The sequence below is a fragment of the Paenibacillus sp. FSL L8-0436 genome, from assembly GCF_038593025.1.
In the GTDB taxonomy this organism is placed as follows: domain Bacteria; phylum Bacillota; class Bacilli; order Paenibacillales; family Paenibacillaceae; genus Paenibacillus_AQ.
Window position 1 is genome coordinate 262482 of the sequence record NZ_CP151955.1, and the last position, 16327, is coordinate 278808.

At 49.7% G+C, this 16327-nt stretch carries 9 protein-coding genes; 3 read left to right on the plus strand and 6 right to left on the minus strand.

The annotated features are described in order from the left end of the window. Positions 1-68: 68 nt before the first annotated feature. A complete protein-coding gene (locus NSS79_RS01325) occupies positions 69-1160 on the plus strand; it encodes a beta-eliminating lyase-related protein (RefSeq protein ID WP_342437982.1) in 1092 nt (363 codons plus the stop codon). Positions 1161-1311: 151 nt separating this feature from the next. Here the strand turns inward: NSS79_RS01325 and NSS79_RS01330 are convergent, their stop codons facing one another. The 5 genes from NSS79_RS01330 to NSS79_RS01350 form a co-directional block, all read right to left on the minus strand. After that, the gene (locus NSS79_RS01330; protein ID WP_342437983.1) at positions 1312-2628 is read right to left on the minus strand and encodes a glycosyltransferase family A protein; all 1317 of its coding nucleotides are present in this window, start codon (positions 2626-2628) and stop codon (positions 1312-1314) included. An 86-nt stretch (positions 2629-2714) separates the two neighbouring features. Beyond that, positions 2715-4250 carry a sugar isomerase gene (locus NSS79_RS01335; protein WP_342437984.1) on the minus strand — a complete coding sequence of 512 codons (1536 nt, stop codon included), beginning with the start codon at positions 4248-4250 and terminating at the stop codon, positions 2715-2717. Beyond that, on the minus strand, positions 4240-5382 hold the full coding sequence (locus NSS79_RS01340) for a polysaccharide pyruvyl transferase family protein (protein WP_342437985.1): 1143 nt from the start codon (positions 5380-5382) through the stop codon (positions 4240-4242). Before NSS79_RS01340 ends, NSS79_RS01335 begins: the two co-directional genes overlap by 11 nt. Beyond that, positions 5379-6434 (minus strand): glycosyltransferase family A protein, encoded by a 1056-nt coding sequence (locus tag NSS79_RS01345; protein WP_342437986.1) that lies wholly within the window; start codon positions 6432-6434, stop codon positions 5379-5381. Before NSS79_RS01345 ends, NSS79_RS01340 begins: the two co-directional genes overlap by 4 nt. A 30-nt stretch (positions 6435-6464) precedes the next feature. Beyond that, positions 6465-7370 carry a glycosyltransferase family 2 protein gene (locus tag NSS79_RS01350; protein ID WP_342437987.1) on the minus strand — a complete coding sequence of 302 codons (906 nt, stop codon included), beginning with the start codon at positions 7368-7370 and terminating at the stop codon, positions 6465-6467. Positions 7371-7672: 302 nt separating this feature from the next. Here NSS79_RS01350 and NSS79_RS01355 point away from each other — a divergent pair, with 302 nt between their 5' ends. Beyond that, entirely contained in the window at positions 7673-13903 is a 6231-nt protein-coding gene (locus NSS79_RS01355; protein ID WP_342437988.1) for a cadherin-like beta sandwich domain-containing protein, read from the plus strand. Positions 13904-13998: 95 nt separating this feature from the next. Here NSS79_RS01355 and NSS79_RS01360 read toward each other — a convergent pair whose 3' ends face one another. After that, entirely contained in the window at positions 13999-14874 is an 876-nt protein-coding gene (locus NSS79_RS01360; protein ID WP_342437989.1) for an aldose 1-epimerase family protein, read from the minus strand. 215 nt (positions 14875-15089) lie between these two features. On the opposite strand from NSS79_RS01360, the gene NSS79_RS01365 reads away from it, so the two are divergent. Beyond that, positions 15090-16316 (plus strand): Zn-dependent hydrolase, encoded by a 1227-nt coding sequence (locus NSS79_RS01365; RefSeq protein ID WP_342437990.1) that lies wholly within the window; start codon positions 15090-15092, stop codon positions 16314-16316. Positions 16317-16327: the final 11 nt, after the last annotated feature.

Here is a 16327-nt window from a genome sequence, read left to right on the forward strand (position 1 = left end):
CTGAAATGATATAATTTAAGATATTCGATGCAGATGTAGGTGTATAGATGAAGGGAGAATTTACCGGGATGTATGAGACAAAATCACTGCTTGAAGCCTTTAACGCCACGGCTATGAAGTTGGCCGGACACGGGAAACGCGAGATTGAAGTGTTGAAAGAGGCCTTTGCCGGAGTGGATGGACAGACGGACAGCGATATTTACGGAGGGGGCGGGCTGATCGAGGATTTCCAGGCTGAAATGGCGGAAGTTCTCGGGAAAGAGACGGCGGTCTTTTTCCCCAGCGGGACTATGGCCCAGCAAATTGCTCTAAGAATCTGGTGCGACCGTAAGGGGATGAAGACGGTAGCGTATCATCCTTTATGCCATCTGGAGATTCATGAGCAGGACGGGCTTAAAGAGCTGCATCATATCGAGCCGCTGCTTCTTGCGGACAAGGACAGCTTAATTACACTGGATGATGTCAAGAACATCGGAAAGGACATTGCTTGCCTGCTGCTGGAGCTGCCGCAGCGCGAAATCGGCGGCCAGCTGCCCGAGTATGCCGAGCTTGAAGCCATCTCCGCCTATTGCCGCGGGCAGGGCATTATTCTGCATCTCGATGGCGCGAGATTGTTTGAGGTGCTGCCGTATTACGGGAAGACAGCGGCTGAGGTATGCAGCCTGTTTGACAGCGTATATATCTCCTTCTATAAAGGGATTGGCGGCATCGCCGGTGCCATTCTCGCAGGCAGCAGGGAGTTTACAGAGGAATCGAAGATCTGGAAACGGCGGCATGGCGGCGACCTGGTCAGCCTCTACCCGTACATCGTTCCGGCCCAATATTATTACCGGCTGAGAACCGGCAAGATGGGACAATACTATGAGGAGGCCAAGGAGCTTGCCGCTTTGTTGGGCGGCTGCCATAAGGTGTCCACGCTTCCGCAGCAGCCGGTCTCGAACATGTTCCATGTCCATTTTGCCATGGCCAAGGAGCAGCTTGAGCCGATATTGGTTACAGTGTATGAGCAAACCGGAGTGGGGCTGACTGCATCGCTGAGGGAAACAGGGGAAACCTCCTGCTTTTTTGAGATGCATATCGGTGACCGCTATGGCAGTATCCCCAAAGCAGAGCTTGGCGCAGCGGTAGAACTGCTGGATCAGCTGATAAAGCAAGCGTAACAAGGTTCAAATGGCATCCTCCCGATGAAGGAGGGTGCTGTTTTTTGTCTTGCATTAGTTTGTTTTTGTGATTATACAGGGTATTGGTTACACGAAAAAAAGACACCCCACGAGGTGTCTGGTTACTACATTAGTATGGGCGCAGTCGAAGTTACCGGTTGAGCAGCGAACGAACGAAGGATACCCGCAGCAGCTGCTTTTTCATCAGCTTGGTGCGGAACTGGCGTTTCAGCTGGCTGTAAGCTTTGGGGGAATGGCTGCTGGCCCAGTTATACATGAACTTGAAGTCGGTATGACTTTTGGCCGAATTCATCAGGTAATAAGAGATCGTGTCATACACATTGTGGTTGAACCACTCGTTCATTTCCTGCTTATTGTAGCCGTAGCGTTCAATCGCCATATTGCGGATAAGCCGCTTCTCCTCCAGGTTCTCGATCAGGAACGACTGGCTGAGATGAAAGGTGATGTTATTGCCATGAATCCGGTACACCCCGGCCAAACAATCGATGAACCCGGCATCGCCGATCAGCAGGGCACGCAGGTAAATCGAGGCATCGTTGACCATGTTCATGTTCAGGATGTCCATGCTCATCAGCGCTTCGCGTTTGAAGACTGTGGTTAGTGTAGAGGCAGGCTTGGGATAACCCTTCTGCTCGAAATTCATGAAATAATCCTTTTTGCCGGTAATGCTGGCCAGCTGCAGGCTGGAGATCGTGAGCTTCCGGCTTTTGGAGTATTCCAGAAATACGTTTGCGGCCACAAATGATACCTCAGGATGCGTCAGGTGAAAATTCACAGCTCTGCTTAAATAACTGGAATCAATCAGATAGTCGTCATCATCGAGGAACAGAATATATTCACCGTCTCCATGAGCGGCAAAAGCCTTACGCCGGTTATTCCCCGGCCCGCTGTTGGTTTCATTCTGCATGAAGATGACACGCGGGTCACCGCCAAAATTCGTGTGCATCATCTCGTCCGTGCCATCGCTGGAACAGTCGTCAATGACGGTAACTTCTTTATGGGGATAATCCTGCCGCAGAATGCTCTGAATCGCCTGATGCAGGAAGTCTTTTCTATTATAAGTAGTGATAATGACGCTGACCTTCGGATAAGCAGCAGGATCGGCGGATTCAGGCAGCTGGTTCTCTGTTTCCCCGGTTCCGCTGCTGAGTCTGGCAAGCTGCGTAAGCAGTCCCTCAATCGTATTCAATTCAATATGAAATTGGCGCAATAAATAGTACTCCAGCGCATCCTCAGACGCTCTCCCCGCCAAATAAGCCTCGATCAGTTCAGCCAAGGTTGCCAGATGTTCCTGGATCGCGGGTGCGCTTTCCTTGCTGCTAATCTCCCGGCCCCGGCGTACAATGGCTTCGCGTGACAGCTCTTCGGCGGAGAAATGCTGAATATCGTCATGGAGCTGATGGAGTAATCGGTAGCCGGCCTGTTGCAATTCCTCGCTGTGATCCATATTCAGCCCTCCTCAAAGTTTTGTTAGCATCTGCTTCATTGATGTACTTCGTGCAAAACTTGCTTCGAAAGCATACACCACTCCGCTTAAGCCTGCCCGGCCGTAACCTTGCGCTTCAGCTTGAGCTTCGTACGGAAGCCTTTGAGATAACCCCAGGTATAGAGGAATACCTCGCGTTCCATCAGCGATCCGACCAGGAAATAGATGGGCAGAATGATGATGCCGAGCAGCACGGCCCACAGAATCACACCGGTGTATGAGGTAATGCTGAGGTCGAGCTTGGTGGTGACAAAAACGATGGCAGTGAAGACCACGACGTTGATCAGCCATCTGCGGAAAGTGATCCATGGACTGCGCTCCAGCAATACCCGGCTGGCATAGACAACAATATCAATGGAACGGTACAGCAGCGCGGCGATGGTGCCCATCAGCACGCCATAAATTCCGAAGAAGATGACGCAAATGATCGAAGCCCCCAGATTGATCGCCGACTCCATAATAGAGCGGAACTGGGTGTTTCTGAAATGTCCGGCAATCGTAATGATATTGTTGGAGGTGGTGCGGGCATTGGTCAACAATTTAATCACCACGAATAGAACCGGCAGCCAGGCATTAATATAGTTCACATCGTTGACGCCGGCCGTGTACAGTTTCATGAACGGCAGGATGATGATATAGACAACAGTCAGAATGGCAAAGATGAGACCCATGAAATAGACCTCGTAAGCATCATAGAACTTCACGAAAGCCTCTTTGCCCTCATGATAGCTTTGGCCCAAGGCGGCCTTTATGCTTCCGTTGACCGTCTGGACGATATTGTCGACAATGGTGAAGATCATGTTGTACATCACGTAGATGCTGACGATCTTCAGGTTCGTAAATATAGTCAGAATCAACACGTCCGTATTGCGGAAGATGAGATAGGAAATCTCATGCACCATAACCGAGTTCTTCTGGCCAATGGCTGCAAAATCCGGCTTGTGGCTGAGGTCGATCCACTTATAATATTTCTTCGAATAGAAATAGAAAGCGACGATCTGCAGCAGGGTGAGCACGAAGAAGGAAGCCTGTACGGCAATGATGTTCACACCCTGCAGCAGCAGGATGATCCGCACGACATTGTTCAGAATATTTGCGATGGTGACGATGGACGTCTCCACATAGCTTTTGCCCTCGGCGATCAGCAGAATTCTGAATTTGCCCTGGAAGTAATAGTTGATGGCCCCGCCCAGACCCGAGAATAAAATAATCGCCATGATGCTCACTTTGTTGATCTCCGAGTGGATGACCAGCGGATAAATGACTGCAAGCAATACGACGGAGATAAAATAGTACATTCCCGTTTTTTTATAATAGCTGGAGGTTGCCGCGAGAATCGAATTGATATGACCCCGGTCATTGTTGGCTATCGGCTTATACAGAGCCTGCAGCGAAGCTGCACCGACCCCTGCTTCAAGCAGGGCGAAGTAACTGATGATCTGCACGATGGATGCAATGAGACCGTTGGCTTCGGAGCCGTAGTTGACCATAATCAGTCTTGGAATGAAGAAGCCGAGAATAATTGTGATCACCTGGCTGGTAAGGCCAAAGCCGAGGTTCAGCAGGCTCCGTTTAGCTTTCATAGCTTCTTCTCCCTTCCATCAACGGTGCCGGTGACAGATAAGCGTCCAATTGTTCAAAATGCTTCTCTGCCTGATTTGCCTGCAACGTCACGTCAAGCCGGTTAGTGGCCATACTGTCATACACCTCTTCCGGTGTAAGCTCGGACAGATGGGCGAAATCGGTGTATTTTCCGGTAAAATAGGCATCCTGCATGACATTGACCATCTTGCTGCTGTAGGCCACCGGGAAGACAGGCTTGTCAAATACCCAGCCGAGAATCATCGCATGGAACCTGGAAGCGACAATACAGCTGGCACCTGCCAGCGCGGCGAGGATGTCATCTATGTTTGTTTTATAGAGGTGAACATGGGTCTGCTCCTGAAATTCTGCCGGAATCAGGCCGAGAATTTGCCCAATGGCTTCCTGGTCGCCTTCATGCTGGCAAAATGACATGAAATGCACGGCATAACCCTGCTTGATGAAATAGATTGCAACATCTTTCATTTTTTCATAATAGAGGTTGTCAAAACCGCTTAAGTTCTTGGACGACGGCTTAATCACCGAAATCGCAATCGTTTGGCCCGCTGGAGGTTTTTGTCCGGATGAGGTTTCGTTTGCGTTATATTTCAGCTGGAAGATGATATCCGGAGCCATTCGGACATTGCCCAAATCCTTAAATAAATCATAGGAGTATTGCTCTCTGAAAGAGACGTCGGTATATTCCGGGAAAATCCGCCGGTGCACCTGGTAATACTCATCATCCGTAAAGGGACCGAAATTGGCGCCCATCAAATAATACGGCTTGCTCTTGTTGCGCATGGCTTCCGCGTTCGCCACATATTCCGCCCAGTGTTCTCCCTGCATAAAAATAGACCCGCCGATATGTACGGTTCCATCTGACTGATCACCCAGAAATCTCTGCAGAAAGTTGTTATGCAGCTTTAATTTTCTGAAGACATAATTAATTCCCCGGAACAGGACGGAGTCCGAAGCGTAGACCTTGAGGTTCTTGATGTCCTTGAATACCAGCTTATATAAACGGGGAGCAATGATCATAAACCGGGTATCCGGATACCGTTCGCAGAGTACCTTGATAAACAAATCATCGCCCAAATTGAATTCTGTATATGCGCTTACCATCATCTTCTTCATATCTTAATTTCCTTTCTGGTGATCATGGTTTTGAGCTTATGTTTGAACTGGAGCCAGCTTCTGTCCATGTGGATCAACCGCGCATATAAAGGCGGGGAAATTAAGAAGGCTTTGATTCTAAAGGCGAGCTGTCTGTCATCCCCGCTGTAGCGTTTCATAATGAGCCGCATCTCGTGGTTCAAATGAGGGTAGCTCTTCTCAATGTCATGAAGCAGGTCACGCATGCGGATTCCCGAAGTGCCGTTCAGGCAGGTCTTGAGATTGTAAAAGTAGTTCTCCGTCATCTCCCGGGTCAGGAGGAGCTCCGAGATGGTGCTGGCCTCGCTGAAGGGATGGGCTTTGAAGTATTCATCCACCCGTTTGAAGGCATCGACCACATCAAATTTATTCACGTTATACGTGCCTGTAATAGATGACGTCCGTTGCACATAATAGGATAATACGTCGGGGATTGAGATCACCCGGGACGCTCTGGACAAGGCTTTATAGATGAATTCCTGATCCTCTCCGTTCACACAGCGCTCCGTGTAGCGGATGCCGTTCTCCAGGAGAAAGCTCCGCTTGAAGGCAATGCTTCCGGTCCAGATTCTCAGGCTTTTGTGTACAAAAATATTCTGCAGCGCCTCGCTTCCCGTAGTGTCGGACTGACCGGAAGTGAAGCTTACAATGGTCGACTGATCCTCCCGGACGAGGTTGTAGCCCCAGCAGACCACATCCGGATCCGTGGTCCGCGTGGCGCCCTCGATACTCAGCACCAGGCTGCTGTCGGCGTAATCGTCTCCGTCCAGGAACAGCACGTAATCTCCTGTAGCTGAGGCCAACCCGGTGTTTCTTGCGGCGCTCACTCCGGAATTGGGAGTGCGGATCAGCTTCGAACGCAGATCGGGATGCTGCTCCAGGAAGTCAGCGGCCACCTCATACGTCCGGTCTGTTGAGCCGTCATCGACCATAATCAGCTCGAACCTCTTCCCGCTCTGTTCCAGGAGTGAGAGCAGCAGAGGTGTTAAATAACGTTCTAAATTGTACATGGGCACTACAATGCTCACACTCATGCGGCCACTCCCTTCCTGAGGTTTGATGGATTAACCGGCGGTTTGTCTGGAGAATATTTCTCTCAGCCCTTTTTTGTAGCCGCTGATGGCAGCTGTATTCTTCTTGGGCTGTTCCCGCAAAATCAGATAGAGCGTCGTCCAGACCAGGGCGAGATAACCGACAGGTCCCGAACGTTTATCCTTGAGCAAATGCACATGGTTCAGCACTCTCATATAAGCTACATTCTCAAGATTGTCTCTGGAGGCCGGGGACTCATGATGCAGAAGTTTAAGTTCGGGATTGATATAAAGGGGGCCGGAACCTTGCGCGATACGGGACATAAGAATGTCTTCACCGACGCTGTAGCTTTGGAGCCAGGGGACGGGTTTGAGGTCTCGAATGGCCTCTTTCTTGAAGGACATGTTGCAGCCGTGCTGGAACTCTGTCTTGAAGATCTTCCGTGCCTTATGCCAATTGTACATGGAGCCGGCCTGGCCGCTTAAGGAAAGCTTGCCGCTCGATAGAGATTGCTGGAAGGAGAGCAGACAGCGGATCGTGCCGAGGAAGCTGTTGCGCATCCCGATGGCGACCCCGCCGACACCTGCGCAGTCCGGATGGTCGAGGTAGGTTTGGATTAAAGTGGCCAGATAATGATCGGGGATTTCGACGTCGTCATCAAGGAAGAGGATCTTGTCCATGGTAGACAGCTCCACCGCCTTGATTCGGGACAGCCATAATCCCCGCTCAGTTTTGCTGTGGTACAAAAGGGGATAACCGCAACCGGCCAATAAGGCTTCGAACCCCTTGAGGGTTCCTTCGGGAATCTCTCCGTCATCAATGATAATGACCTCTATAGGATACGTCCGGCCTATGCTTTGTATAGTTATAGAATGAATGCACCGTGTCAGGTCCTGTACCCGGTTCCTCGTGCAGATAGCCACTGACAATCCTTGCATATACTCCACTCCCTTATCCGATTCTCCCATCTACATTAATCATAATAATCTTGGGATTATAAGCTAACTTAAGCTTACTATTGGCAGAGAAAGGTTGTATATACTACTTTAGTTTACTTATTGACTACCTTGGAGCAGTAACAATTATTTTGAATTTAACATTAAATTCTATAAATTCGACATAATCAGCGCTTCCTAAAATTCCGATATATTAATTATAAGCGTTTTCCAGACTAAGCCAGGGAGGGCAGACCAGACATAGTTGAACAGCAAGGACATCTTAGAAAAATGGGGCTGAATTTGTGGGAATAAAAAGAGGATCAAAACACTTAATCATGGCTTTGGTTGTCATCCTGATCATTAGCAATTTTTACGGTATACCCCATGTCGCTCGGGCACAGACTTCAATACCGCTGGATACCATTCTCGAGGACACGCTGGAACCTGCAGGGAAAAACATTTCAGATTTAAATCAAAGCGGAGTTGGCATCACCGAGGTGGATAACGCCAATGGGCAATGGCAGTACAAAAACAACTCGGGCGTATGGCTGTCGATTGTAGCTCCTGATCCGGGCAACATTGTTGTGTTAGGCAGCGGTGTGATGATCCGCTTTGTTCCGAAGAAGGATTGGAACGGAACTGTAGGCATCAAGTATCGCGACTGGCTGATTCCAGCGGAATCCGGCGGAAATCCTCCTAACTATGTAAATGTGAATGAGGCCTATACAGGAAAAGAACCGGCTTTTGGGGAATTTGAGGAAACCGCGCAGCTCAAAGTCCTGCCTGTTAACGATACTCCTTATATTTCCGAGTCTGGGGGCAATGATTACCTTGATTTTGACGGTAAGGGGTACGTAACCCTTCCCGATCTGGACATATATGCTAATTCCCTTACGATTGAAACGTGGGTGAACGCCAGCAGTGCTCCGTCATGGGGGCGTATCTTTGATACCTCTTACGGTCCTGATAATTTTAATTTGCATTTTACCTTTGAAGGAAATACAGGGAGAATAGCACTTGAAGCGTTGCCGCAAAAGGGTACCAGAGTTAAAGCTTACCTGGTAAGGACAACGGAGCGATTGCCTTTGAATCAATGGGTTCATGTGGCCGCCGTATATAATCATGTGGAGAAAAAGGCCTATATTTACTGGAATGGAATTCTGAAAGGCAGCGGATTTATGGATCTGACGGACATGGCTAAAGCCAAGGCGCAGAACTCCAATCTGCCGAGAGCTTATAACTTTATAGGTGAGAGTACATGGTCCCAGGATGCCAATTATACGGGGGGCATGAGAGACTACCGGATATGGAATAAGGCAAAGACCCAGGCGGAGATTGAAAGTCAGATGAGCACCAGTCTGAGCGGAGCTGAAGCGGGTCTGATGGCCAACTACAAATTCAATAATCCAAGTGATGGAGCGGTCGCCAAGGATTCCTCCACGGGAGCAAGAAATGGCAGCATTGTAAGTGGCAGATGGCAGTCCGACACAGGGTTCAACACCAACGTGGTAACACCGGTGAACACTCCTGTATCTAAGCCGTTTAAACTGACTGATGTGGATGACGGCGACATGCTGACGCTTTCTGCGACCTCGTCGAATACGGCCCTTTTGACGAATGGCAATATCACCTTTTCAGGGGAAGGCCCGGAAAGAAGTATCCATCTTACTCCGGCAGCAAACATGACAGGCGCCTCCACCATCAAAGTCACAGTAAACGATGGAATTACTTCAAGTAACAGCAGCTTTTTATTGAGTGTTGTGGCCGGGAAATTTGATCTTAAATTCATTTCGCCCTCTGTGGGTGTGATGGCACCTGCTTTTAACCGGGGGATTATCTACAATAAAGTGCATGTTCCCAACAAAAGCGGAAGCAGTCCGAACAACAGTATCGATATAAATGTAGGAGCGGTGAATCCTGCTGATGTAAATGTAACAGCGTACGCAGACAATGGATCTGGCGTCACGGTGACTGGCTCCTACCCTACGTTTACTGTCAGCGGCCTGATTGTGGGTGTATATAAGCCCATAAAGATTAAAGTAGCCGATAAATTCTCATCCAATTTCAAGGAATATCAGCTTGATATCATCCGTTATCCGGGAAATGATGCCAATCTGGCTGCGGGGAATGGACTGGCTTTGTCCAGCGGCGGACAAGCCATTGCGCTGTCCCCGAGCTACAGCAGTAATACGTCCAACTATACCGCTACCGTCGAAAATGATGTAAGTTCGGTTAAAGTGGACGTGAAGAAGTCGAATCTGTTCTCTACAGCGACGTTGAACGGTGGAGCTATTGGTTCTACGGAATCTGTTGATGCCACTGGGAATGTCAGCTTGGCCTACGGGAAGAATCTGATTTCCGTTGTAGTAACGTCAGAGGACGGGAAAACAAAGAAAACCTATGACGTTGTGATTGTGAGAAAGCTGTTGGGGGATGCTTCTCTGACTAATCTGACCGCTTCGCCGGGCGGACCGTCGCCAGTCTTCAATACTAATCAGGCGGACTACACAATGGATGTCGCAAACGCAGTAACGACTGCGGAATTTACTCCGACAGCCGCATTGGGTGCAAGCGTTAAGGTGAATGGCGTGGATCACCCGAGTGGTACGCCTTTTCTCATTACGGGTCTTGCAGCAGGAAATAACAAGTACTTGATCGAGGTAACGGCACAGGATGGAGTGACGAAGAAGTCTTACAGTCTGGTTATTCTGCGTGCACCTTCGGATGTGGCAGATCTTTCGGGTTTGACCGTCTCTTCGGGAACGTTGTCGCCTGCCTTTAATAACAACGAAACGGGATATTCGGTTGAGGTTGCCAATGAGGTGTCCTCGCTGGAGCTTACTCCAAAGCTTCTGGATGCTGCGGCAAGCCTCGTAGTGGACGGCAATATTCATATTGATGATACTGCCTATACTAAGAACTTAAATGTTGGTCTGAACACGGTTGAGATCGTGGTGACTTCACAGAGCGGTGTCCGTGTAAAAACAACCCTCGTAAATATTATCAGAAAGGCTTCTTCCAATGCCGATCTGTCCAGTTTGGTCCTTTCAGAAGGAGTAGTCGATCCTTCTTTTGACAAAAATCAAACCGGGTATGGTGTGACCGTGGCTAACAGTGTCTCTCAGCTTACGATTACTCCTACTCCTGAGGATGCAAACGCAGAGATCAGCCTGAATGGAAATGTAGCGGCGAATGCTCAGCCAAGACTGGTAAATCTACAGGTTGGTGTCAACGAATTCAATATTTTGGTCAGGGCTCAGGATGGGATAACGTCAAAGAATTATGTTTTGACGATTGTCCGTGAGGCTTCCTCCGATGCGGATTTGACCAATATCACTTTGTCCGGCAAAACATTATCGGGAGGTTTCGACCGCGGAACTTCAACCTATTATGAGTATGTGCCGAACAATGTTACCAGCATGGCAGTTGCAGCAACTACAAGTGATGAACAGGCAACCTATACCATCAATGGGCTGGAGTCGGCAGGAGGAGTGCCTATTCCTTTGAATGTAGGAGAAAATGTAGTTACAGTAGTTGTTACAGCCGCTGATAAAGTTACTATCAAGGAATACACGGTAACTATCGTCCGTGCAGCTTCGTCGAATGCAAATTTGCTCGAGTTGACGATGACTGACTTATCGGATAATGCGATTACCCTTACATCCGCTCCGGGCACTTTCAATTATAGCGGCACGGTCGAGGATGAAGTTTCTGTAGCTAAGCTAAGTGCAGTTGTTGATGATGCAAATGCAAGCACCTCCGTATTTGTGAATGGGGTTTGGATCGAAGACCTGAACGCTGTGCCTCTGACCACAGGCTTGAATGTTATTGAAGTTAAGGTCACGGCTCAAGATGGAAGCATGCAAGTATACACCATTAATCTGGTGAGAAATCCAAGTAAAGATGCAACTCTGCTGAATATGACGATTTTCCCTGGCGATTTAACACCGGTTTTCCAGGCAGGCATCGGTGATTATTCGGTCAATGTGAACAACAATGTAAGTGACGTCGATTTTTTAATTAGGACTAATAATGAGCTGGCAACCTACATCTTAAAGAAGAATGGAACCTCTACCGGCGTAATAGGCGACCGCGTAGCACTGGATGAGGGCACGAATCAAATTACAGTAGAGGTTACGGCTGGTGATGCCAGCACTACAAAAACCTATTCCGTTACTGTGAATCGTGCCGTTCTGCCGAAGGACTCCTCTCTTACTGATTTGACCGTCAGCTCTGCAAGAGGAACAGAAGCTCTGAATCCCCAGTTTTCCGCTGAAGTCTTCAAGTACTTCTTGTCGGTACCCTATGAAGTGGATCGGGTTGAACTGGATGCTGCCAAAGGGGATATGAATGCACAGATAACCGTAAATGGTGTCACGGTAGATAGTCCGATGCCTATTTCGCTGGTGGAAGGGCTAAACATCGTAAACCTGAAGGTTACAGCACAGGATGGAAAGACAGAAAGTGTGTACACGGTGGAAATCACCCGACAATCACGTTCGTCCGATGCTACTTTGGGGAGTATCGGTGTAGATGTCGGAGCTTTGGACCCGGCCTTTGATCCTGCCGTTTCCGATTATACGGTAGAGGTAGGAAATGATGTGAACTCCATCATCCTGAGTCCGATAGTGGCTGATGGAAAGGCGAAAAGCCAAATCACTGGAAGAGACGGGGCCTCTCTAGATAATCTGATTGAAGGGGACAACGTATTTGATATTCAGGTCACTGCTGAGGATGGGACTTTAAAGATATACACAGTTAAAGTTGTTAAGGCCCAGCCTGTAGCTACACCAACACCAACACCAACACCAACACCAACACCAACACCAACACCAACGCCAACAGCAGAACCGACGGCAGAGCCGACGGCAACGCCAACGGCAGAACCGACAGCGACGCCAACAGCAGAACCGACGGCAACGCCAACGGCAGAACCGACAGCGACGCCAACGGTAGAACCGACAGCTACGCCAACGGCAGAACCAACGGCAGAACCGACGGCGACGCCAACGGCAGAACCGACGGCGACGCCAACGGCAGAACCAACGGCAGAACCGACAGCAACGCCAACGGTAGAACCGACAGCAACGCCAGCACCGGAAACGCCGACAGCTGAACCGGCGGTACCTGTCGCACCAATTGCGACAGCGTCGACAGAGCGGATAACCGTGAAGGTAGAATCAGGACAGCTGGGTCAAGGTTCTGTGCTGGCTGAAACGGTTATCCAACGCACACGGGATTCAAGTGGAATCCTGCGTGATGTAGTCAACTTCACCACGGATCGGGTGGAGGAGGTTGTCCGGAAAATTGCCGGATCCTTGGATAATACGGCCCGGATCATGATCCCTGATGAGAAGGATCAGGTTGCGGATATTAATGTAAGTGTTCCTAAAGATGCGATTAAGACGCTCGGCGACTCCAACGTGAACATGGAGATCTTCACGGAGAACGTAAGAATTCTCATATCACAATTATCACTGGATAATTTCACTGAAGATCTATATTTCCATGTAGTGCCGATTAAAGACCAGACGTTGCGCAAAGAGGTTGAAGACCGGGCTAGAATCGAACGGATTGTCAGAGAAATAGCAGCTGACAAACAAATTGATGTCGTCGCCCGTCCGATGACAATCGAGACCAATATGCAGAGCAGACCGGTTACATTAACGCTCCCTCTGCGTGACGTGCAGCTGCCAGCCAATCTCTCGGAAAGAGAAGACTTCCTGTCCAATCTGGTCATCTTTATCGAGCATAGTGATGGCGACAAGGAACTGAAGAAGGCGAAGGTTGTTGATTACAAATCCGGCGAACTTGGCTTGCAGTTCGAGGTGAACAAATTCAGTACCTTCACCATTCTGAATATGGAAGGCTGGGAGCAGTATTTGGCGGCAACAGAGGCAGCGCAGCAGCAACAGCAGCAGCTGAACCAACATAAAGCCTTCATCAACGGCTTTACAGATGGAACCTTCAAGCCGAACCATTCCATTACCCGTGCGGAAATGGCCGCAATTCTGGCGAGAAACCTTGGCTATGACGCCGCTGCGCCGGCTGCATCCACTTACCCGGATGTGAAGGACAGTCACTGGGCGAAGGGTGCGATTCAATTCGTCAAGGAGGCAGGGTTGATGCAGGGTAACGATAAAGGCCTGTTCCTTCCGGATGCCCCTATCAGCCGCGGAGAAATAGCTGCCGTTGCATCGAGATACCAGAAGCTGGACACTACGGCTATTACATCCGGCAGGTTCAAGGATACGGCTAGCCACTGGGCCGCCAGAGAAATTGAGGCCGCAAGTAAGGCTGGCATCCTCAATGGCTATGAGGACGGTACGTACCGTCCAACCGGCAGCCTGACACGCGCTGAAGCCGTAAAGGTTGTCAATCGTCTGTTCGGACGCGGACCGTTATACGGTGTCACCACACCAAGCTGGCCCGACGTACCAGCGACACACTGGGCTTATACTGAAATTGAGGAAGCCTCCAATAACCACACGTTCACTGTGCGGATTGAAGGTGGAGAAACGCTTAGTCAATAAAATCATATAAGTACGAAGAAGGCCGTAACCCATCAGTGGGCTAACGGCCTTCTTTTTTACTGAAAACACGGAAAGGTGTTATGAAGCATGTAGTATTAATTAATTTCTATCGTCAGGGAGCTGGCGAAATGTTCTCCTGGCGACAGGGTGACAATGCCTTCTTTTTCCGAAAGCTCGCCTTCGAAGACATCACTGTCTGCGAATCCCTGCCAAGGCTCGATGCAGACAAAAGGTGCATTCAGCGGCTGCCAGATGCCGAGATCCGGGAAGCCTTCGAAGGATACAGCAACGCTTTTTCCGGTAAGTCTGCTTTTCAGCGTGATCTGCCGGGAGTTCACATTCTGGAAAATAAGCGCGCCGTCCTTGAACATTTCATGGGATAATGGAAGGCTGCGCTCTTCCCTCAGCACAGGCTCTGATTTACCGCTGATCCGAAGTCCGGCATCATTCAGGAACTCCCGGTCGAGGTTTTCGGCCTCGGAGAACTCGAGCACATAGTCGATGAAGCTTCCGTTCTCATCCAGCGGGCAGTTGAATGCAGGATGTGTGCCGAGCTGGAAGGAAAGGTTGCCTCCATCAATGTTCTCTACCCGGTAATCCAGCTTAAGAGTGCTATCGTTCAGCGTGTATGTAATATACAGGTTGAATTGAAACGGATAACTGGACAGAGTATGCTCGCTGCTGGTGAGAAGGAAGACCGCACGGGACTCGTCCGCTTCAACAACTGTAAATTCGCTGCGTCTGGCAAAGCCGTGATTGGCAAGCTTATACGCTTGTCCACCAACCTTGATCTCTCCGTTCCGGACAGCCCCGATAATCGGGAACAGCACTGGAGAACGGCCTGTCCAATACGCGGCGTCCCCGCTCCATATATATTCAGTGCCTGTGTCTTTTCTGGTGAAGCTGACAAGCTCCGCTCCTAGGGTGCTGATCTCAGCCTGTGCTGAGCCGCTGCGCAAAATGGTGTTCATAAGATTACTCCCCTTTCACAATGGTTGGCCAGCCCGTCTTCCTTGCTGACAGCTCATATTCTAACAGACTTCCTTAACGGCGTTGTAACACATCGTGAACAATTCAGAAAAATAATTATTACAGTGTGTAAAATGACAATCTGAGGCAATGGTATAACATATATAGAAAGCAAAGAATCTGTATAAGTATGCGTTCAAAATGGAGGGATAGGCCCATGCAGCTTAAGCAAATATTCGTGAACGGTGAGAGATTGAAGGATACGATTGAGGCCTTTGCCGATTTTGGACGTACGGACAATAACGGAGTTACCCGGTTGTCGTTGTCGGAGCAGGATGTGAAGGTGCGGAATTACTTCGCTGCGTGTTGTGAAGAGCTGGGTATGTCGGTCAAAGTGGATGATATGGGCAACATGTACGCCACACTCGCAGGAACGGAAGCAGGGCCGCCTGTGGTGATTGGCTCGCATCTGGACACGGTCAAGAAGGGCGGCCGCTTCGATGGTGTGCTTGGCGTCATAGCCGGCCTGGAAGTAGTGCGGACCCTGGTTGACCATGGCATCAAGCCCCGGCTGCCGGTGACGGTGATGAATTTCACCAATGAGGAGGGTGCACGCTTTGAGCCTTCGATGATGGCCTCCGGTGTATTGTCCGGGAAGTTTGACAAGACGGAAATGCTGAAGAAAAAGGACCCGGAGGGGGCGACCTTCGGAGAGGCATTGGAAGCGAGCGGCTATGCGGGAGAGGCTGCGAACCGGATCAAGGAAGCGGCTGCATATCTGGAGCTGCATATCGAGCAGGGACCTGTGCTGGAGAGAGAAAATCTCGCCATTGGCCTGGTCGACTGTGTTGTAGGCATGGCCTGCTATGAGATTGAAGTGACGGGTGAATCGGATCACGCCGGAACTACGCCGATGGATATGCGCAAGGATGCCTTGTTTGCCGCCACCGACCTGATTGCGGAGCTGCGGAGCAAGCTGGGGTTGCTGGATTCGGAGCTGGTTTATACAATGGGCAGAATGAACGTGCTGCCTAATATTCATACGGTCATTCCTAATAAGGTGATTTTTACCGTCGAGGCTAGACACAAGGATATGGATATTGTCCGTGAAGTTGAGCATATCATAGGCGGCCTACCCGAAGAGGTGCTGGAGTGTTCGGTGTCCAAGACCAAGCTATGGGGACGCGATACCGTGTGGTTCGATCCGGAGATCTGCGCTTTGACTCAGCAGGCAGCATCGAGGCTGGGTTACAGCAGTAAAAAGATGGCCAGCGGAGCAGGGCATGACGCGCAGTTTGTGGCCGGATTTCTGCCAGCGGCAATGATTTTTGTGCCCAGCGTGAACGGGAAAAGCCACTGTGAAGAAGAGCTTACCTCCTATGAAGATTGCGAAAAAGGGGTGAATGTTGTACTGGAAACGGTACTGGCTGTATTATCCAAGTAACTTATGTTATT